Genomic DNA, 19,176 nt, shown 5'->3' on the forward strand with positions numbered 1-19,176 from the left:
TCAATCAAATCGCTTTTACTAAAAGATTGTTGAAAGATTAAAAAATTATTGAATAATAGAGGGGCAAACAAGAAGTACGCAGCGCACAAGCGCTATTACAACCTCTGCTCTACAACAGGATAACTATTTCATGTCTAATTCGTTTGTACTGGTGATCAACTCTGGTAGCTCTTCATTAAAATTTGCTGTTATTGATTCTGAAACCGGTGAAGCTTTGGTATCAGGTATTGGTGAGTGTTTTGGTCTACCTGAAGCTGAAATCAGTTGGAAATATCAGGGAGAAAAAACCGTTGAAGCAATTCCAGCTGGCGGTAACCATCATCAGTACGCTGTTGAGCGAGTGGTAAAACTACTCGAAACTCTAGGTTTGAGCTCAAAATTTGTCGCTGTAGGCCATCGCATTGTCGCAGGCGGTGAAACCTTTAAAGGAACTGTGAAAGTTGATGAAACAGTTATTCAAGAAGTAGAGCGCCTTGCTGAACTTGCACCACTTCATAACAAAGCGAACGCTGAAGGCATGAGAGCGGCAATGGCGGCGTTCCCTTCACTGCCTCAATTTGCTGTATTTGACACTGCTTTCCACCAAACAATGCCAGCCAAAGCCTTTATGTACGCACTTCCTTACGAGCTTTACGAAGAGCATAAAGTGCGTCGTTACGGTGCTCACGGCACAAGCCACTATTACGTAAGCCGTGAAGCAGCGAAAATGCTAGATAAGCCGGTTGAAGAAAGCAGCTTTATCACTGTGCACTTAGGTAACGGTGCATCAGTGAGTGCGGTTAAAAATGGCGAATGTGTTGATACAAGTATGGGTTTGACGCCGTTAGCTGGCCTAATGATGGGCACTCGCTGTGGTGACCTAGACCCAAGTGTTATCGAGTTCCTTTTCCGTAAAGGCTGGGAAAAAGACGAAGTGTTCGAGATGATGAACAAGAAGTCAGGTTTCTTAGGTGTATCTGGTGTGACAAGTGATGCTCGTGGTGTACTAGAAGCAATGGAAGCGGGGAATTCACGTGCGAAGTTGGCATTTGAGATCTTCACTTACCGCGTTGCGAAATACATTACTTCCTACCTAGCGGCTCTGGATTCATTAGACGGCATCATCTTCACTGGTGGTATTGGTGAAAACTCACTACCAATTCGTCGTGAAATCTTGAAAAACCTAAAACTGTTAGGTTTTGTTGAAGATGAGAAAGGTAACGAAGATGCAAGATTTGGTAACGCAGGTGTTATTGCAACATCTGAGTTGTTAGGTGCCAAAGCTCTTGTTATTCCTACTAACGAGGAATTTGTGATAGCCAAACAATCGGTTGAGCTATTGTAATATATAACGAAAACAGAAAGTTAAAAGCGAGCCTCGTGCTCGCTTTTTTATTTAAAGCAATTTGGTAATTACTCTTTGAGTTTCAGAGCTTCGCGCTTTTCGATTAAAAAATCCATCAAGACGCGGATTTTTTTCGGCATATGCTCTCGTGAAGGTATATATAAATAAAACCCAGGAAACTCTTTGCACCAAGGTGTCAGAACTCGGGTCAATCTTCCCTCATTTATGTGCTTTTCCACCCATAAATCAATATGCTTCACTAAACCCACACCCTGTATTGCAGCTTGTAACATACTATAGTCATCATTAAAAATAGCATTGCCTTTAGGCTCGAAAACTAGGGTGCGCTTTGCAACATCTGGAGAGGTTAGGGACCAATGATCAATTGTTCCGCTAGAGGTAAAACGATAAGCAAGGCAATTGTGACCTTCTAAATCCTCAGGAGTTTGAGGTAGTCCATTTTGCCTAAAGTATTCAGGAGAGCCCACTATTGCGGTTGTTAACGGCGGAGTAATAGGGACCGCAACCATATGTTCATCTAAGCTTAATCCTAAGCGAATGCCAGCGTCAACGCCTTCTGCGACGATGTTAGAAAAGCCATCATCCATGATTAGCTCTAGGCGTATTTTAGGATAACGAGAGAGGAACTCACCTAGATAGGGCTCAATAAGCAGCCGAGCAGCGGTTCTTGATACACTGATACGGATTAATCCCGAAGGCTCAAGATGAGAGTCGTTCAATTCGTTAACGACCTGCTCAATGTTCACCAATGAAGGTTGCAAAATATCAAGCAGACGTTGGCCTTCTTCCGTCAGCGACATACTTCTGGTGGTTCGATTAATTAACCGAACTTGTAGCTGTTGTTCTAACGCTTTTAGGTGTTGTGATAAGGCAGCACGGGTTACCCCCATTTCTAAGGCTGCTTTAGTGAAACTGCGATGGCGAGCAATATGTGCAAACCACGTCAGTGATGAAATTAAAGAAGGTTCTATTCTCATTTGTTAAGTATAACTAAACAGTCATGTAGATAAAACGATATTTATCCGAAACAGTGTGTTGACTAATATTACATCGAAGCTTAGGTCAGCCTGAGATGAACAGTTAACCTCTAATGGAGAATGTCGCTATGTCTAAAGTCACTTTCAAAAATCTCAATGGTCAAGGTATTGAGATTTCAGCGGTTATCAACTTCCCTACAGATTTTGATGCAAGTAAACAATATGCGGCGGTTGTTGTTTCACACCCAGGTGGTGGCGTAAAAGAGCAAACCGCAGGCCTATATGCGAGTAAACTTGCAAAAAGCGGCATAATTGCCATTGCGTTTGACCGTTCGTATCAAGGTGAAAGTACAGGTGAGCCTCGCCAAATGGAAAACCCTTACACGAGTACTGAAGACGTGAGCGCAGTCGTCGACTATCTGACAACGTTAGAGTACGTCGATAACGATAAAATTGGCGCAATGGGGATTTGTGCTGGTGCGGGCTATAGTGCAAATGCAGCGATCAATGATCGTCGAATCAAAGCACTGGGTATGGTTAGTGCCGTAAACATTGGCCAAATGTTCCGTAATGGTTGGGATAATTCGGTTAACGATGCTGACGCTGTTGGTTACTTAGAATTTGGTTCGAATGCTCGCACAACCGACACGAATGGTACAGAATTCGCGACTATTCCTCTAGCTCCGATGCGTGAAGAAGATGCCTCAAATGCAGAGCTACGCGAAGCTTGGGAGTATTACCACACACCACGTTGTGAACATCCAAATGCGCCGGGTTTTGCTCTAACTCGTAACTTAAACCAGATCATTACTTACGATGCGTACCACAAAGCGGAAGCATTCCTAACTCAGCCAATTCTTGCTGTCGTTGGTAGTGACGCAGGCAGCAAATGGATGAGTGATGACCTGATAGAACGTGCAGCGAGTTCAGATAAAACCTTGTATGCCATTGATGGTGCAAACCATATGTCGCTTTATGATGTTGCCGAATACGTCGATGACGCAGTATCCCAACTCGCATCTTTCTTCCAACGCACTCTTTAATATTCCCGATGAAAGGCTCAATTGCTTCGAGCCTTTCTGCTCTCAAGGCTTTTTACTCTTAAGGTATTGATTATGAATATGCAAAAAATCACTTTTAGAAATGCTGATATGTCTTGGGATATGTCTGCATTAATTTTATTCCCAGAAGGCTTCAATGAATCGAAACGCTACCCAACAATGATAAGTGTTCATCCTTTTGGTAGTTGTAAAGAACAAACATCCAGCGCTGTCTATGGTAAAGCCCTTGCTGAGTTAGGTTACGTCGTGATCGCATTTGACGCGAGCTTCCAAGGAGAATCGGGGGGATTGCCTCGCTACGTAGAAGACCCAAGTCAACGTGTTGAAGATATCAGTCGCGTTATCGACTATGCAGTAACTTTACCATATGTCGATGAGAATAGAATTGGTGGACTCGGTATCTGCGGCGGTGGTGGTTACATGATCAATTCAGCCCTAACCGAAAAGCGCTTGAAAGCTGTCGTAGGTATTACGCCTGTTAACTTAGGCCGCTTGTTCCGTGAAGGCTTTAGTATGTACGACCCTATCGCCAATCTTGAAGCTATGGCTGCACAGAGAACAGCCGAAGCTCGCGGCTCAGAGCTGAAAATCGATGAACTTCTTCCTCCAAATATTGAATTTGCAAAAGAAAATGGATTAACAGAACGAGACGTGTTCGAAGCTACTGAATACTACAAAACATCACGTGGACAAACCGAAGGTGGTGCAACTCGTATGCTGTTTTCACATGCACAGAAAACACTGAGCTGGGATGCCTTTGCATTTGCCGAAACGTTATTGACTCAGCCTGTTATGGCCGTGGTAGGGCAAAAAGTCGGGGCATTTGGTGCTTATCGTGATGGGCAGGAAATTTATGGCCGCTCTGTTCAATCAAAAGACCGACAGCTGGTTAATTTGGAAAATTGGTCTCACTATGAACTGTATGACCATCCAGAAGCAGTCGGCATTGCAATGGACAAGGTTTCTGCATTCCTTGAAACACACTTAAAATAATCTAATAAGTTAGAAGCGTTTTGTAGAGTTGCAAAGCGCTTATTTTTAACAGCGTAAGATGTAGTTCGAAGCGAGTAGGTCGGTAAATCTTCGTGCGAATAACCTCATCTACAGGCTATTGACTAAATACCACTGCCAAATACTGTTTAAGACAATGTACACTGAAACCTAATTAAAGGCGTTAGATAGGAATGAAGTTTAATTTATGCGCAAATCAGATAAGAAGGTCGAGAATCTAATTAGAGAAGTGTTGACCGAAGTTTGTGAAGATACGCTAAAAGGCTACGATGGCTTTCTTTGGGTGACTCATACCGTCAAATTCTCTTCTTTTCCACAAAGCTTAGAAATAGTCTGCGTCTTCGAAACGAAGCAAGATCGAGCTAACTTTTTTGAAGGAGAGGGCCGCCAGCATGTTTCCACAACTATTCAAAAGGCCTTTAATAAGGTAGGAGTGCAACTAAAGAACGTCAGTAAGCAAATCAGTTACGATACAAAACAAAAGTGTTAGTGCGGGCAGCAATTGAAGTGAGTTAGGGTTGTTTTAGGCATCCAAAGCTTCATTTTATGAGTTTTGATATAAAGCCTGAAGACTAAGCTTGGGCTTTCTCTGCCAAACTTATCTTTGCCCCAAAATAAGCTGGAGTAAATACTCTACAAAATTTGGTGCTTGCGTTTTACCCTACAAAAAGTTATCCGATAGAATACAAACCAACATAACTTGCCCCTTCACTATGCTTGTTTGACTTGGCAATTTGCCTATTTAACCAGTTAATTCCTCGAGGTATCTTGTTGGGGGATGATAAAGCACTGAAAATATTGTTATTATCCTTTTTCATTTACTAGTAAAACTAAACCCCATGAGATATGAATCCGCTCCTGTAGCTCCAGTAGAAAGACAAAAAACCACAAGAGAACGTACAGTACGTCAACGCCTAGAACGTCAGGAAGAGCTGAGATATACCGCGAGCGATGAGAAACGATGGGCTGAAAATAGAGAGCGCGTTCTTGCTGAACGCAAAGCTGCCCAACAAGCTTATGGCTTAACAGAAAAAGAATGGGACGATGATTTACAAAAGCAAGCTAAAGAATATCAATGGGACACCTCTCAACAAGAGAACGTCAGTATTGCCGTACTAACCGTTGAAGAAGCCAACGAGTATTTGGATTTGCTCATTAAAGACACGCACGGACAGCTCACTATAGGTAAGGACTACACTGGCGTTAGCAAGGGACTTAAAGACGCTTATGACGTGGCCAAAGATCTCGGTGGATTTGGGGCAACCGCCAAAGCCGTCAATATCAATGGTGTAATGAACATTGTGGTTGAGAACTACAAGCCTCGATATTTAGATTTAGGTGTCCGTTGGCAGGAAGCAACGCCTAAAATGCTTAAAATTGGCCACGCCCTAAACACCGTTCGAGGCAATGTCAGTTTCTTGAGCAGCAATATCTATGTAGAACTTGTGTTCAGTGGTGCGGTTAATGCAGTTGATTACATATTGCACGATGAAAAAACGCTAGGTGAGGTAGTAGGACAGTTTACATCGGATGTATCAAAAAGTGTGGTTGCTGGTGTGATTGCTCAAGGCATAACGATAGGGCTTAGAGTTGGAGTTACCGCAGCGTTTGCAGCGCCACCAACAGCGTTATTGTTGGGTTTCTTTGTGCTTACTGCTTTCGGTATTGGTAAAGTTGTTTCGGCTATTGATGACCAATACAAGTTCACCGAACCAATGAAAAAAGAAATTGAGAGGTTGATTGATGAAAATTAATCGTTTTCGCTCTGGACTATTTTTGGCGGCATGCATAGCATCATCATTGCTCATAGTCCCTTTCTCTACCAATGGCCTTTACGACTCAGAAAGTCTCCCAAATGTGGTCAAGATATACAGCCCACTAAATGACGCGTCATTACTGGCTCTTAGCTACGCAATGATCACTGCATCGTTATTGTCATTGATAGTATTCACTACTGGCCGATGCTTAAGATGGTTACCTAAAGTGGTTGTGTTAGTTCTAAGCTGCTTATTCTTGGCTTCCTTTGCATATGGTTGGCATACGAATGTATCAACAAAGCAAGAGCTTAATGAGAAAGGCTATATTGAATGTGTATCTGAACGGGAGCTTGCATTGAAGTTCTCAAGCAAAACTTATGTTCTTCCCCCCGAGACTTGCGATTAAAGGTTTAGTGAAGATGGCCACTAGCGAACTGGTGACCAATGAAAGTCAATAGCCGTTTACTTTTTGAGGAAGCTTGGTAATCACTGCCAATACTTCGTCACATAGCGCAGAGGCATCTTCATAGGGGCAATATCGTTAACGTCCACTGGGTGGTGCACGTCACGAATGTCCGAGCCAATTTTCAGCATTCTTACCATTCTTGGAGCTAACACTCCTTGGTTGGTTAATGGAATACTAATCCTACAGTTTGTAGTGGCCAAAGGAGTTTGGCCACGCATTTGAAGCCCATCCATACATAAACTAATCAGTATTTCGCTAATTTAGCAAAATCACTAACTCAAAAATGTCCAAAAGCTTGTTGGTCGGTGTGCTGTTATTGGTTCCTCCGTGCGTTGTTAATAGAAATACAAGCGAATAAGGAGTGGATAATCGCTCAAACGGCGGATGGAACAGCGATAAAACGGCAAAAATTATTGGAACTAAGTCAACTTCTCCATATAAGTATATCCACAAATACAAACCTCAAACTGGCGATAAAGAGCTTTAATATTGATAAATATATAAACAGCTTGGGCGCTGAAGAAATTTCAGTATACTGCGCTAGGTTACACTGGAGAAAAAATCGCCGTATTCCCAGCGGGGTCCTTTGATGAGAAATAGAAATCGCGTTTGAATATGCAACCAAATGATTTTGCCGCTTGCAGTTTATTCGGTATATAAATAATAAACCTTTGACTAGTCCGAAGGTCGGTCAAATGAGAGAAAGTCATGTTTTTTAATAAGTCGCTTCAACAAGAAAATCAACGATTAAAGCAGGAGTTGCAAATCCTGCAGCAAATCCAAACCAGTTTAGATGAAGAGATGATCCGCTTAACATTGGATAGTAAAGGCATCATTACTTCTGCAAATACTAAGCTACAGCAAGAACTTTTCTTAAATGATGATGAGATCTTAACGAAATCAATTACTGAATTGGTACCGTCAAATTCGCGCAATACAGATCACTTTCATCGAATGAAGAAAGCCGTCCAAGATAAAGTGTTCTGGAATGGGGCATTGCAAGTACAGAAAGGTAATGGTGAGGAAGCCTGGTTAAGAACGATTATCCAGCCTGTTTTAAATGAGCGCAGAGAAGTAGAAAGCTTTTTTGTTTTTGCTTCTGAACTTACGCGAACGATCAAATCATCTCGTGAGCAAGAGGACATGCTAAATGCATTAAGTCGTTCTATGGCGGTGATTGAGTTCACATTAGATGGTCATGTTTTAAAAGCCAACGATAATTTCCTAAACACAATGGGTTATACGCTTGATCAGATTCTAGGGAAGCATCATCGCATGTTTTGTGATCAGGAAGAGTCGAGCTCTCAAGCTTACCGTGAGTTTTGGCAACGTTTAGCAAAAGGGCAATTTTCATCAGAGCGATTCAAACGAGTTAACCGTTATGGTGAAGAGGTGTGGTTAGAGGCTTCATATAACCCTATCCATAACGACAGAGGAGAGCTCTACAAGGTCGTTAAGTTCGCGACAGATATTACCCAGCAGGTGATGCAGGAACAGAAAATGGCCCAGGCTGCGCAATTGGCGAACGAAATCTCCCAAGAAACTGGAACACAAACCCTGCAAGGGCAAGAGGTTATAGGCTCAACGTTAGAAAAGATGCAGATACTTTCCGAGCAAATGCAGCAAGCGAACACGGCGATTGACGAGCTTAAAGCGCACTCATCGCGTATTAGCGAGTTGGTAAATAGCATCAGTGGTATCGCTGACCAAACTAACTTATTGGCGTTAAATGCGGCGATAGAAGCGGCTCGTGCGGGTGAGCATGGTAGAGGCTTTGCCGTTGTTGCTGATGAAGTCAGACAGCTTGCTACAAGAACCAATGCAACCACCGATGAAATTGTCACAATGGTAAGTGAAAACCTACAGAGAACGGATAACGCAGTTAAGCTGATCGCTAAATGCCAAAAAGAAGCACTAGATACGCTAGAGCTCTCTGAAAAAGCAGGTAATGTGATGAATGAAATACAAGATGGCGCTAGCCGTGTTGTAGAGGCCGTGGAGCAATTTAACCGCTCGTTGTAGTTAATCAATAAGTTTTCATTGCAGAGGCGATTGGTAAAAAGCAATTCGCCTTATTCAACCTGTATTGAGGTGCGCTGAAGTCGCAATACTACTCCTGCCGCAGTCAAGTTAAGCGTTTTGAAGGGTAGGTAGTTCGACACCCGGTACTGGTTTTAGCCAGTTTGCTTGCTGTATAGAATGCTAAAGTAATTTAGTATGCGAAAAGGCTTGCCTTAAGACTTTGCCTGCATTTAATGTATCTAGAAGCAGAACTTCAATCTGCGTGACAACAATACAGGAGAGGATCGGGCTTTCACTTTTTCGCTCGACACAAACCCCTTTCAAATTTACACAATAGCGCAGTGAAACTCTCTTGCTGCGCTATTGTGTGTTCCATATTTTGTGAGTACTTATGTTTAACTCAGAACGCAAAGCGACGGTTATTCTGGTTGCGACGACGATGATCGCGGCACTTGGCTGGATATTCTCTAAGGAAACAATACAGGGTTTACCACCTTTTGGCTTTATTGGGGCGCGATTTACTATCGCTTCGCTCTGCTTACTGCCTCTATGTTACCGACCTTTGCTGAAAGCAAACTTAAAAGATGTGCTTTCTGCTGGTGGTGTCGGGCTCCTGTTAGGCAGTGCCGTTATGACATGGATTTACGCTATTTCTATCAGTGATACTCTCGGGGAGGGCGCATTTATCATGAGCCTTTCCATGCTGTTTGTGCCGATTGTTGCATGGGTTATGTTTCGTCAACGACCACAACGAATTTTCTGGCTTTCTTTGCCTATCGCTGTGTTAGGTCTTGCTTGTCTTTCTTTAGTTGGTGGCTGGAAACAATCGGCCAGTCAATTGTGGTTTCTTGGTGCAGCACTGGTTTTGGCGCTTCATTTTAATGTGAATAGCAAATACTCTCAAAAACTACCTGTGTTGCTGCTTACTTGCGTGCAACTTTTTTCAGCAGGTTGCTTAGGTTTGTTGGTTTCATTTTTTATGGAATCTTTCCCGGCAGAGGTTGACTCCTCTATTTGGTGGTGGTTTGCGTTGAGTACCTTATTAGCGACGAGCTTGCGTTACGTAATGCAAACCATGGGGCAAAAATTTGTTCAGGCAGGTAACGCTGCTCTAATTATGATATTAGAACCAGTTTGGACGGTTATTCTGAGCGTGCTGTGGTATGGCGAAGTGCTAACGGCAAATAAACTAGTAGGTTGTGTGCTTATCTTATTTTCTCTAATTATTTATCGTACTGGCGGGCGGTTTCGCTTCCCTACTCGAAAGTAGAGCAAATTAACTTGGGTTGGGAGAATTTGAGGTGCCGGATGGCCTTCTACGAAAGTGATAATACGCGGTTACGCAATGCTAATGACACTTTTGATGTAGGCTCCCGCCCCAGCTCTTCGCTGATCATCCAGCCAGCTTTAGCTAGTAGCTCTAAGTCGATCCCCGTCTCTATTCCTAACCCTTGGCATAAATACAGTACATCCTCCGTTGCGACATTCCCTGATGCTCCATGAGCGTATGGGCATCCACCCAGCCCAGCTACACTACTGTCGATGGTATTGATGCCCATACTTAATGCTTGATGAATATTGGCGAGCGCTTGTCCCCATGTATCGTGGAAATGGACAGCAAGTTGGGGGAGAGGTGTAACCAACATGACGGCTTCTAGCATAGCAGCGATACGGTTTGGCGTGCCTGTACCGATTGTGTCGCCTAGAGACACCTCATAACACCCTAAATCGATGAGTGATTTGACCACGCTCGCCACTTGTTTAGGGGCTGTCGGGCCATCGTAAGGGCAGTCGGCAACGCAGGATAGATAGCCACGAACAGGGATGCCGTGTTTGGTGGCTAATCGCATTACAGGTTCGAAGCGAGTTAGGCTTTCTGCAATCGAGCAATTGATATTGTGTTGGCAGAATCCTTCTGAGGATGAAGTGAAAATTGCGACCTGATTGGCGTCAGCCTCCAACGCTTGTTCTAAGCCTTTTAGGTTTGGAGTCAGGGCAGAGTAGGTAACATGATTTCGCCGTGTTATTGCTTTCATGACCTCTGTTGAGTCCGCCATTTGTGGCACCCATTTGGGTGAGACAAAAGAGCCCACCTCAATATGCGTTAACCCAGTATCAGAGAGTAAGTTGATCAGCCGGATTTTAGTCTGGGTCGCAACAGGAGATTCATTTTGCAACCCATCTCTAGGACCTACTTCGACAATCTTTACTTTGGAAGGTAGCATTACTTGTCCTGTGACTTGGTGACCCAACTTGGGCTACGTTTTTCAAGAAACGCTTGCAGCCCATCTTGACCTTGGGGTGATACTCTAATGTCCGCAATGAGCTTGCTAGTATAGTGAATCAGTTGTTGATCGATGGGGTTTTGATGACATTGATGGCAGAGCGTTTTCGCTTTACGCATCGCATCTGGGCTATTAAGTAGCAACGTCTTGATTACGCTATCGACCGCATTTTCAAGCTGTTTGGCTTCTTTCACTTCGTGCACAATACCAAACCGTTCGGCATCTTCGGCTGAAATGACTTCACCACTTAAGATATAGCGTCTAGCTTGTCTATTCCCCATCGCGCGCATGACGTAAGGCGCAATGGTCGCTGGAACTAAACCAAGCTTAACTTCACTTAAGCAAAAGTTGGCACTTTGGCTTGCGATGGCGATATCACTACAACAAATCAACCCTAAAGCACCACCATAAGCGGAACCTTGAACAACTGCGATGGTGGGTTGAGGGAACGAATCTAATGTTTCCATGAGTCTTGCCAAGTTTTGGGCATCAATGAAGTTATCTTGCCTCGTGCTGTCGGCCATCGACTGCATCCAATTCAAATCGGCCCCGGATGAAAAATGCTTACCGTTACTTCTTAATACCAAGCACCGCACATCCGTTCGTAAAGCGAGATAATCTAGGCGGTGGATCAGCAAGTCGATCGTACAAGCGTCAAAAGCATTGTGTTTGGCTGCTCTGTTTAGGGTAATGGTCGCTACGCCATTATCATCGACATGCCAAAGAACATCATCTTGCCTTTGGGCGTTGGGAATAATGCTTGGTTGCATTTCCTGCATACTTACTTCCTTAATTCATCTTTGGATGTTTACATTCTGAAGACGCCAAACTCGCTATCAGGAATGGGGGCGTTTAATGCTGCCATTAACGCTTGACTCAACACCTGACGCGTTTTTTTAGGGTCAATAATTCCGTCATCCCATAGCCGAGCACTCGCAAAATAGGGATGTCCTTGTGTTTCATACAAGTCTATGATCGATTCTCTAAAAATGTGCTCTTCTTGCTCTGACCACGCTTCCCCCTGACGTTCCTTCGCGTCTTTTCGAACTTGTGTTAAAACGCCTGCTGCTTGTTCTCCGCCCATCACAGAAATACGCGCGTTCGGCCACATCCACATCATGGTTGGATCATACGCTCGGCCGCACATGCCGTAATTACCAGCGCCGTACGATCCACCGATGATCACGGTAAACTTCGGCACGTCAGCACAAGCGACGGCCATCACTAACTTGGCGCCATGTTTTGCGATGCCTTCTTCTTCAACCTTTTTTCCGACCATAAAGCCGGTAATGTTTTGGAGAAAGAGAAGCGGTGTTTTCCGTTTGGCGCACAGCTCAATAAAGTGCGCGCCTTTTTGTGCCGATTCAGAAAACAAGATACCGTTGTTTGCCACAATACCAATCAAGTGTCCTTGAATACGAGCGAAGCCACACACTAGCGTTCTGCCATACAAGGCTTTGAATTCGTCGAAATCAGAATCATCGACGATGCGGGCAACAATTTCTCGAACGTCGAATGACAGTCGTAAGTTGGCATTCACGATTCCGTAGATTTCTTCTGCGTCGTAGCGGGGAGGAAGCACGGTGTTTTCTGGCTTAACAGGTCTTGTTCTATTGGCATTGGCAATGGCTTCTCTCGCAAGCATTAGGGCATGTTCATCATTTTCAGCGTAATAATCTGCGACACCAGATTTCCGACAATGCACGTCTGCACCGCCGAGCTCTTCACCCGTCACGACTTCGCCAGTGGCTGCTTTCACCAAAGGTGGTCCCGCCAAAAAAATGGTGCCTTGCTCTTTAACCATAATGGAGACATCCGCCATGGCAGGAACGTACGCGCCCCCAGCAGTGCAAAGCCCCATCACAACAGCAACTTGGGGGATGCCTTTCGCTGACATTCTCGCTTGGTTAAAGAAAATGCGACCAAAGTGTTCTTTGTCGGGGAAGACGTCGGACTGATGAGGGAGATTTGCGCCACCGGAGTCCACCAAATACACGCAGGGGAGTTGGCAACGTTGGGCAATCTCTTGCGCTCTAAGGTGTTTTTTTACCGTGAGTGGGTAGTAGGTTCCGCCTTTTACCGAAGCATCGTTGGCGATGACCATGCATTGAATCCCCTCTATGATACCAATGCCGGCGATAACACCAGCGCAGGGGATCGCTTCGTCATACACTTGCCAGGCGGCAAACTGGCTGATTTCAAGAAAGTCAGTGTTGTCATCAAGCAAGCGCGCGATGCGTTCTCGTGCGGGGAGTTTTCCTTTTTGCCTCTGGTGCTGAATGGCTTTTTCACCGCCGCCCTGTTTGATGGTCTCGATGTGTTGATTAAGTTGAGTGACCAACGTTTCCATCACGGCTTTATTGGAAAGAAATAACTCGTCAGTTGGCTTAGTTTTACTTTTGATAATGGCCATAATGACTTCCTTGTCGTATGTTCTGTTAGCGAGATTCTTCGAACAGCTCTCGGCCTATTAACATGCGGCGAATCTCTGAGGTACCCGCGCCGATTTCATAAAGCTTTGCATCACGTAGCAAACGACCAGCAGGGTATTCATTGATGTAGCCATTCCCACCGAGCAGTTGTATTGCATCGAGTGCCATTTGTGTGGCGAGTTCTGCACTGTACAAAATCGCGCCAGCGGCGTCTTTGCGTGTTGCGTTACCTCGATCACAAGCCGCTGCGACGGTATATACATACGCTTTTGCTGCACTCATTCGAGAGTACATATCGGCGATCTTGCCCTGAACTAACTGAAACTCGCCAATGGATTTTCCAAACTGCTCTCGTTCATGTACGTACGGGACCACAATGTCCATGCAAGCTTGCATTATCCCGAGTGGTCCGGCAGCGAGGACGACGCGCTCGTAATCCAGCCCACTCATTAACACCTCGACGCCTTGATTCAACTCGCCAAGAATATTCTCTTTTGGCACTACGCAATGGTTAAATACAAGTTCGCAAGTATTCGAGCCTCTCATGCCTAGCTTGTCCAGCTTTTGAGCATGAGTGAAACCTGCGAAGTTACGTTCAATAATGAATGCGGTAATGCCACGTGAACCTGCGCTGACATCTGTTTTAGCGTAAAGCACCACTACGTCAGCATCGGGCCCGTTTGTTATCCACATTTTGTTGCCATTCAGTACAAAATGGTCGCCCTTGTTCTCCGCTTTCAGTTGCATGCTTATCACGTCTGAACCGGCATTGGGCTCACTCATCGCTAGGGCGCCAACGTGCGTACCATCAATGAGTTTTGGAAGGTATTTTTCGCGTTGAGAAGGCGTGCCGTTACGAAAGATTTGGTTGACGCACAGGTTAGAATGAGCGCCGTAGCTTAAAGCGACAGACGCAGAGGCACGGCTGATTTCTTCCATGGCAACAACATGAGCGAGGTATCCCATGCCTGCACCACCAAGCTCTTCATCGACGGTCACACCAAGCAACCCCATTTCTCCCAACAAAGGCCATAAATGATTCGGGAACTGGTTATCGCGGTCTATCTCAGCGGCGATGGGCGCAATATGTTCCGTAGCAAAGGCATTAACGTGTTCTCGGAGCATATCGATGGTATCACCAAGTCCGAAATTGAGTGGGGTATAGGTGCTTTTCATAACGTCTCCCGGTTTCAGAGGTAAGGTGGAAAAGCCTGTAGCGGTGTTGCTAATTGAGTATAGCGTTTATGTCTGCTTGCTTTTGAGTGTTTGAATACAACGCTCCTTAGCGGCATTCAACTCTGCCATAACGACGCTGATGTCGTTGAGTTGTTGCTGTAGGACGGCTTGTTTCTCTTCAATGATATTGAGCATTTTCAATAACTGTCCTTCGGTTTGTTGCATGTCGTAGAGCTCGAAAAGTTCACGAATTTCTGCCAATGAAAAACCGAGTCGTTTCCCTCTTAAAATCAGTTTGAGGCGAATTCTATCCCTGCGTTGATAAACGCGCATATTGCCTTTTCGCTCTGGTTCAATCAGACCCACGTCTTCATAAAACCGGATACTGCGAGTAGTAATATCAAACTCCTTGGCGAGGTCACTGATCTTGTATTTTTCCATAACATACTTACCTCGAATAAAAATCCAGTTTCTGGAAATCGAACCTTAAATGGGAAGGCCGAACATCAACTTTGAAATATAAACGTCTGCTTGGTGTGTTTTTTCATCTCATTGTAAAGGCTAGTGCTATGCTTACGTAAACGTCAAGAAATCGCGGAATGAAAGTTTGTTAGTGAAAAAGGCGATAAAGGCTGGTGTGGCGCTTGGTGAGTAATTCTATGTAGGGTGTCATCAGTCTGCCAAGTGTTCACATATACCTTAAGGGAATGCGAATCATGGGAAAAGACATCTGGATTGTCAGCGCGAAAAGAACGCCAATTGGGCGCTTTCAAGGCAAGTTGCAAACTTACTCTGCTCCTCAATTAGGCGCACTGGCGATCAAGGCGGCAATGCACGAAGTGAATGTGACTTCGGTGGATGAAGTGTTCATGGGATGTGTGCTTCCAGCAGGGTGTGGACAAGCTCCTGCTAGGCAAGCATCTATGGGGGCAGATCTTCCTTTGGGCGTAGGGTGCACCACCATTAACAAAGTGTGTGGCTCTGGCATGAAGAGCGTCATGTTAGCGCACGATCTCATTAAAGCTGGAACGATTCGCTCTGCCATTGCTGGTGGTATGGAAAGTATGACCAATGCGCCGTATTTGCTGAGGGAGGCGAGAAAGGGAATGCGTATGGGGCACCAGTCTGCGTATGACCACATGTTTCTCGATGGGCTACAAGATGCTTACGAAGGGCACTTAATGGGTGTTTATGCTCAGCAAGTCGCTGACAGGCTTAAGTTCACCAGAGAGCAAATGGATGAATGGGCCGTGATGTCGGCAAAACGTGCGTTGGAAGCTCAAGAGCGAGGCTTGTTTGCCGATGAACTTTCGCCGGTTTCACTCAATACCAAGTCAGAACAAGCGGTGCTGGACTACGATGAGCACCCACGCTCGATTGACCTTGGTAAAATTCCTCAACTCAAACCTGCATTCGATGAAAAAGGTACGGTGACCGCTGCTAATTCGAGTGCCATTTCAGATGGCGCGGCGGCTCTTGTGCTTATGGATGAAGACACTGCGCGTCATCAGGGGCTTAAACCACTTGCGATCATCAAGGCGCACTCTACACATGCCAGAAAACCTGCAGAATTTACTTTGGCCCCCGTCTACGCAATTGAGCAACTGCTGTTCCAGCTAGATTGGTCCATTTATGAAGTGGACCTGTGGGAAATCAATGAAGCCTTTGCCGTCGTGACACAAATAGCGGTGGCGGAACTTGGGCTTGATACGAGCAAAGTAAATATTAAAGGTGGAGCCTGTGCACTTGGGCATCCGATAGGGGCTAGTGGCGCACGAATTCTGGTGACATTGATTCACAGTTTGCGTCAGCTACAAGCGCTAGGCACCAATGGTGATCTCGAAGCCAAAAAAGTGATGCGGGGTGTTGCGTCACTTTGTATCGGCGGTGGAGAAGCCACGGCGATAGGCATTGAAATACCGCTTTAATTGAAATCAGAAAGGAGTAAATGATGACTCGTTTGGTTCCCTTGTTTATTGGTGGCGAGTTTCGTGAATCTCAAACATCGGATTGGGTTGAGGTAACCAATCCCGCCACTAATGATGTCATTGCGTACGTCCCATGTTCCACTGAGCACGAGATGGAAGCCGCCATTGATAATGCGAAAGAGACATTCCAATCCTGGAAGGAAGTGGCAGTATCCGAGCGTGCCCGAGTTATGCTGCGTTATCAGCACTTGCTCAAAGAACATCATGATGAGCTTGCCACACTGCTTTCTCATGAAACGGGTAAGATTTTAGCGGATGCCAAAGGCGATGTGTGGCGTGGTATCGAGGTGGTTGAGCAGGCGGCAAACATTGCTAGCAACATGATGGGAGAAACCGTCGAAAACGTTGCCACGGATATTGATAGTTACTCAATGATTCAGCCCCTAGGTGTGTGTTGTGGTATCACGCCGTTTAACTTTCCAGCCATGATTCCGTTGTGGATGTTCCCAATCGCTATCGCTGCGGGCAATACATTTGTGCTTAAACCCTCCGAACAAGTGCCGTTGACCTCTATTCGTTTAGCTGAACTATTTGAGCAAGCTGGCGCGCCGAAAGGAGTGTTGCAGATCGTTCATGGCCGCAAAGAGCAAGTCGACTTTCTTCTGGCTCATCCTAACATTCGAGCGGTGTCATTTGTTGGCTCGGTTCCTGTTGCCCGTTATATCTACACCACGGGTACGAAACACTTTAAACGCGTTCAAGCTTTTGCTGGTGCTAAAAATCACATGGTGATCATGCCTGATGCGAACAAGGAACAAGTGGTGAATAACCTAATCGGAGCCTCCGTTGGGGCGGCGGGGCAGCGTTGTATGGCAATTTCTGTTGCGGTATTTGTCGGCGATTCAAAAGAATGGATTACAGACCTCAAACAGGCAATGGCGAAAGTACACCCAGGGCCTTGGGACGATGAGCAAGCTGCTTATGGCCCACTGATCAGTGAGCAAGCTAAACAACGCGTATTGGACCTAATTGAAGATGGCAAACAACAAGGCGCAGTGTGTGAACTCGATGGCAGTCAGTGTGAAGTGGAAGGCTTTCCCGATGGAAACTGGATTGGCCCAACCTTGTTTAGCGGTGTAACAGCGAACATGTCGATTTACACGCAAGAGATATTTGGCCCTGTTTTAGTTTGTATGGAAGTCGAAACGTTGCAAGAGGCCATTGAGTTGGTGAATCGCAACCCATACGGGAACGGCACTTCCATTTTTACGGCTAATGGCGCTGCTGCGAGAAAATATCAGCATGACATTCAAGTCGGTCAGGTTGGGATCAATGTGCCTATTCCAGTTCCTTTACCATTTTTCTCCTTTACTGGTTGGAGAGGCAGTTTCTATGGTGATTTACATGCATATGGTAAACAAGCAGTGCGTTTTTATACCGAGACCAAAACGGTGACGGCGCGTTGGTTTGATGACGATATTCCAACGGGGCCTAATCTGACTATCCAACTGCGCTGAGTGAATAAAAGGAGCTTTTATGGACTTTGAACTTAATGAAGATCAACGTGCATTTGCCGATACCGCTCAACAATTTGTCGATGAGCGTTTAGCACCGATGGCGGCGGAGTGGGATGAAAAGCAGATCTTCCCCAAAGACGTATTGAGAGAGGCGGGGGAACTGGGGTTTCTCAGTCTCTACACACCAGAAGAACATGGCGGCTTAGGGTTAAGCCGCTTGGATGCGTCAATTATCTTTGAACAACTCTCAATGGGCTGTACGTCGACGACCGCTTTCATGACTATCCACAATATGGTCAGTTGGATGATAGCCAGTTTTGCTACCGATGAAGCCAAAACGCAGTTCTGTCCGAAATTAGTTACGGGGGAGTGGTTAGGCTCCTATTGCTTAACCGAACCCAACGCAGGATCAGACGCCGCTGCACTGACCACTTCCGCTACAAAAAAGGGAGATAAGTATGTCATCAACGGCGGCAAAACCTTTATCTCTGGCGCGGGAGAGACAGATGTTTTGGTCGTGATGGCGAGAACCGGAGAAGCGGGTGCCAAAGGCGTGTCTGCATTTGTTGTTCCTGCTCACGCAGATGGTATCAGCTATGGGCGCAAAGAACCCAAAATGGGCTGGAACAGCCAACCAACACGAGCGGTTACTTTTGAAAATGTCGTTATTCCAGCTAGCCATTTACTGGGCGAAGAAGGGCAAGGTTTTGTCTTTGCGATGAAAGGGCTTGATGGAGGGCGTATAAATATTGCGACCTGTTCCGTCGGTACGGCTCAACAGGCCCTTGAACAGGCGACACAGTATATTCAGGAGCGTAAGCAGTTCGGCAAACCGCTTGCGCAGTTTCAAGCCTTACAATTCAAATTAGCAGACATGGCGACAGAGCTCGTGGCTGCACGGCAGTTAGTGCGCTATGCCGCCAGCAAGCTCGACCGAAATGACCCCGATGCGACGGCTTATTGCGCTATGGCAAAACGGTTCGCAACCGATGTGGGCTTTCAGGTTTGCGACCAAGCGCTGCAGCTTTATGGCGGCTATGGTTACATCAAAGAGTATCCAATGGAGCGTCATTTCAGAGATGTGCGTGTGCATCAAATTCTGGAGGGGACAAACGAAATCATGCGCTTGATCATCGCACGTCGTTTGCTCTCTGAGGAGTCGGCCTTGCTGTAGCGAAGTATTGGATTTGCTCATTGAG

15 protein-coding genes and 2 pseudogenes are annotated in these 19,176 nt (G+C 45.6%); 11 read left to right on the forward strand and 6 right to left on the reverse strand.

Features of this window, described 5'->3' with window-relative positions:
- The first annotated feature begins 130 nt into the window (after positions 1 to 130).
- Positions 131 to 1,324 (forward strand): acetate/propionate family kinase, encoded by a 1,194-nt coding sequence (locus tag R7Q38_RS03530; RefSeq protein ID WP_005386205.1) that lies wholly within the window; start codon positions 131 to 133, stop codon positions 1,322 to 1,324.
- Positions 1,325 to 1,392: 68 nt separating this feature from the next.
- On the opposite strand, the gene R7Q38_RS03535 is transcribed toward R7Q38_RS03530, so the two are convergent.
- Positions 1,393 to 2,322: a LysR family transcriptional regulator gene (locus R7Q38_RS03535; RefSeq protein WP_137282529.1), complete on the reverse strand. Its 930-nt coding sequence runs from the start codon at positions 2,320 to 2,322 to the stop codon at positions 1,393 to 1,395.
- A 128-nt stretch (positions 2,323 to 2,450) separates the two neighbouring features.
- Between R7Q38_RS03535 and R7Q38_RS03540 the strand changes: the two genes are divergently transcribed.
- From R7Q38_RS03540 to R7Q38_RS03565, 7 genes and pseudogenes are all read left to right on the forward strand, one after another.
- Complete coding sequence (locus tag R7Q38_RS03540; protein WP_017821078.1) at positions 2,451 to 3,365, forward strand: alpha/beta hydrolase; 915 nt, start codon at positions 2,451 to 2,453, stop codon at positions 3,363 to 3,365.
- Positions 3,366 to 3,437: 72 nt separating this feature from the next.
- Positions 3,438 to 4,376, forward strand: coding sequence for an alpha/beta hydrolase (locus tag R7Q38_RS03545; RefSeq protein ID WP_017635745.1), 939 nt, complete (start codon positions 3,438 to 3,440; stop codon positions 4,374 to 4,376).
- 205 nt (positions 4,377 to 4,581) lie between these two features.
- Positions 4,582 to 4,884, forward strand: a complete 303-nt coding sequence (locus R7Q38_RS03550; protein WP_031781024.1) for a hypothetical protein — start codon at positions 4,582 to 4,584, stop codon at positions 4,882 to 4,884.
- Positions 4,885 to 5,233: 349 nt separating this feature from the next.
- Entirely contained in the window at positions 5,234 to 6,148 is a 915-nt protein-coding gene (locus tag R7Q38_RS03555) for a hypothetical protein (protein WP_005386210.1), read from the forward strand.
- A gap of 1,270 nt (positions 6,149 to 7,418) precedes the next feature.
- Positions 7,419 to 8,105: pseudogene (locus R7Q38_RS25165) on the forward strand (PAS domain-containing protein); the annotation flags it as partial.
- A gap of 180 nt (positions 8,106 to 8,285) precedes the next feature.
- Positions 8,286 to 8,639 (forward strand): annotated as a pseudogene (locus R7Q38_RS25170) (methyl-accepting chemotaxis protein); the annotation flags it as partial.
- A gap of 391 nt (positions 8,640 to 9,030) precedes the next feature.
- Positions 9,031 to 9,909, forward strand: coding sequence for a DMT family transporter (locus R7Q38_RS03565; protein ID WP_005375761.1), 879 nt, complete (start codon positions 9,031 to 9,033; stop codon positions 9,907 to 9,909).
- A gap of 46 nt (positions 9,910 to 9,955) precedes the next feature.
- Here R7Q38_RS03565 and R7Q38_RS03570 read toward each other — a convergent pair whose 3' ends face one another.
- The 5 genes from R7Q38_RS03570 to R7Q38_RS03590 form a co-directional block, all read right to left on the reverse strand.
- Entirely contained in the window at positions 9,956 to 10,864 is a 909-nt protein-coding gene (locus R7Q38_RS03570) for a hydroxymethylglutaryl-CoA lyase (RefSeq protein ID WP_154203916.1), read from the reverse strand.
- Positions 10,864 to 11,703: an enoyl-CoA hydratase-related protein gene (locus R7Q38_RS03575; RefSeq protein WP_086047314.1), complete on the reverse strand. Its 840-nt coding sequence runs from the start codon at positions 11,701 to 11,703 to the stop codon at positions 10,864 to 10,866. The genes R7Q38_RS03570 and R7Q38_RS03575 overlap by 1 nt, the downstream gene beginning before the upstream one ends.
- A 29-nt stretch (positions 11,704 to 11,732) precedes the next feature.
- Positions 11,733 to 13,337: a carboxyl transferase domain-containing protein gene (locus R7Q38_RS03580; protein WP_086047315.1), complete on the reverse strand. Its 1,605-nt coding sequence runs from the start codon at positions 13,335 to 13,337 to the stop codon at positions 11,733 to 11,735.
- Positions 13,338 to 13,362: 25 nt separating this feature from the next.
- Positions 13,363 to 14,532, reverse strand: coding sequence for an isovaleryl-CoA dehydrogenase (locus R7Q38_RS03585; RefSeq protein WP_005387610.1), 1,170 nt, complete (start codon positions 14,530 to 14,532; stop codon positions 13,363 to 13,365).
- Positions 14,533 to 14,598: 66 nt separating this feature from the next.
- Positions 14,599 to 14,973 (reverse strand): MerR family transcriptional regulator, encoded by a 375-nt coding sequence (locus R7Q38_RS03590; protein WP_017821195.1) that lies wholly within the window; start codon positions 14,971 to 14,973, stop codon positions 14,599 to 14,601.
- Positions 14,974 to 15,248: 275 nt separating this feature from the next.
- Here R7Q38_RS03590 and R7Q38_RS03595 point away from each other — a divergent pair, with 275 nt between their 5' ends.
- The 3 genes from R7Q38_RS03595 to R7Q38_RS03605 are packed head-to-tail and all read left to right on the forward strand — an operon-like array spanning position 15,249 to position 19,151.
- Positions 15,249 to 16,460, forward strand: a complete 1,212-nt coding sequence (locus tag R7Q38_RS03595) for a thiolase family protein (protein WP_005375769.1) — start codon at positions 15,249 to 15,251, stop codon at positions 16,458 to 16,460.
- Between the two features lie 23 nt (positions 16,461 to 16,483).
- Positions 16,484 to 17,977, forward strand: coding sequence for a CoA-acylating methylmalonate-semialdehyde dehydrogenase (locus R7Q38_RS03600; RefSeq protein WP_154204423.1), 1,494 nt, complete (start codon positions 16,484 to 16,486; stop codon positions 17,975 to 17,977).
- 19 nt (positions 17,978 to 17,996) lie between these two features.
- The gene (locus R7Q38_RS03605) at positions 17,997 to 19,151 is read left to right on the forward strand and encodes an acyl-CoA dehydrogenase family protein (protein WP_318114069.1); all 1,155 of its coding nucleotides are present in this window, start codon (positions 17,997 to 17,999) and stop codon (positions 19,149 to 19,151) included.
- Positions 19,152 to 19,176: the final 25 nt, after the last annotated feature.

This window comes from Vibrio sp. Vb0598, assembly GCF_033338935.1.
GTDB classification, from domain to species: domain Bacteria; phylum Pseudomonadota; class Gammaproteobacteria; order Enterobacterales; family Vibrionaceae; genus Vibrio; species Vibrio alginolyticus.

Bases quoted from the DNA above. Each gene is read 5' to 3' on its own strand.
- R7Q38_RS03530 (WP_005386205.1), top strand. From the start codon at position 131: ATGTCTAATTCGTTTGTACTGGTGATCAACTCTGGTAGCTCTTCATTA.
- R7Q38_RS03535 (WP_137282529.1), bottom strand. From the start codon at position 2,322: ATGAGAATAGAACCTTCTTTAATTTCATCACTGACGTGGTTTGCACAT.
- R7Q38_RS03540 (WP_017821078.1), top strand. From the start codon at position 2,451: ATGTCTAAAGTCACTTTCAAAAATCTCAATGGTCAAGGTATTGAGATT.
- R7Q38_RS03545 (WP_017635745.1), top strand. From the start codon at position 3,438: ATGAATATGCAAAAAATCACTTTTAGAAATGCTGATATGTCTTGGGAT.
- R7Q38_RS03550 (WP_031781024.1), top strand. From the start codon at position 4,582: ATGCGCAAATCAGATAAGAAGGTCGAGAATCTAATTAGAGAAGTGTTG.
- R7Q38_RS03555 (WP_005386210.1), top strand. From the start codon at position 5,234: ATGAGATATGAATCCGCTCCTGTAGCTCCAGTAGAAAGACAAAAAACC.
- R7Q38_RS03565 (WP_005375761.1), top strand. From the start codon at position 9,031: ATGTTTAACTCAGAACGCAAAGCGACGGTTATTCTGGTTGCGACGACG.
- R7Q38_RS03570 (WP_154203916.1), bottom strand. From the start codon at position 10,864: ATGCTACCTTCCAAAGTAAAGATTGTCGAAGTAGGTCCTAGAGATGGG.
- R7Q38_RS03575 (WP_086047314.1), bottom strand. From the start codon at position 11,703: ATGCAGGAAATGCAACCAAGCATTATTCCCAACGCCCAAAGGCAAGAT.
- R7Q38_RS03580 (WP_086047315.1), bottom strand. From the start codon at position 13,337: ATGGCCATTATCAAAAGTAAAACTAAGCCAACTGACGAGTTATTTCTT.
- R7Q38_RS03585 (WP_005387610.1), bottom strand. From the start codon at position 14,532: ATGAAAAGCACCTATACCCCACTCAATTTCGGACTTGGTGATACCATC.
- R7Q38_RS03590 (WP_017821195.1), bottom strand. From the start codon at position 14,973: ATGGAAAAATACAAGATCAGTGACCTCGCCAAGGAGTTTGATATTACT.
- R7Q38_RS03595 (WP_005375769.1), top strand. From the start codon at position 15,249: ATGGGAAAAGACATCTGGATTGTCAGCGCGAAAAGAACGCCAATTGGG.
- R7Q38_RS03600 (WP_154204423.1), top strand. From the start codon at position 16,484: ATGACTCGTTTGGTTCCCTTGTTTATTGGTGGCGAGTTTCGTGAATCT.
- R7Q38_RS03605 (WP_318114069.1), top strand. From the start codon at position 17,997: ATGGACTTTGAACTTAATGAAGATCAACGTGCATTTGCCGATACCGCT.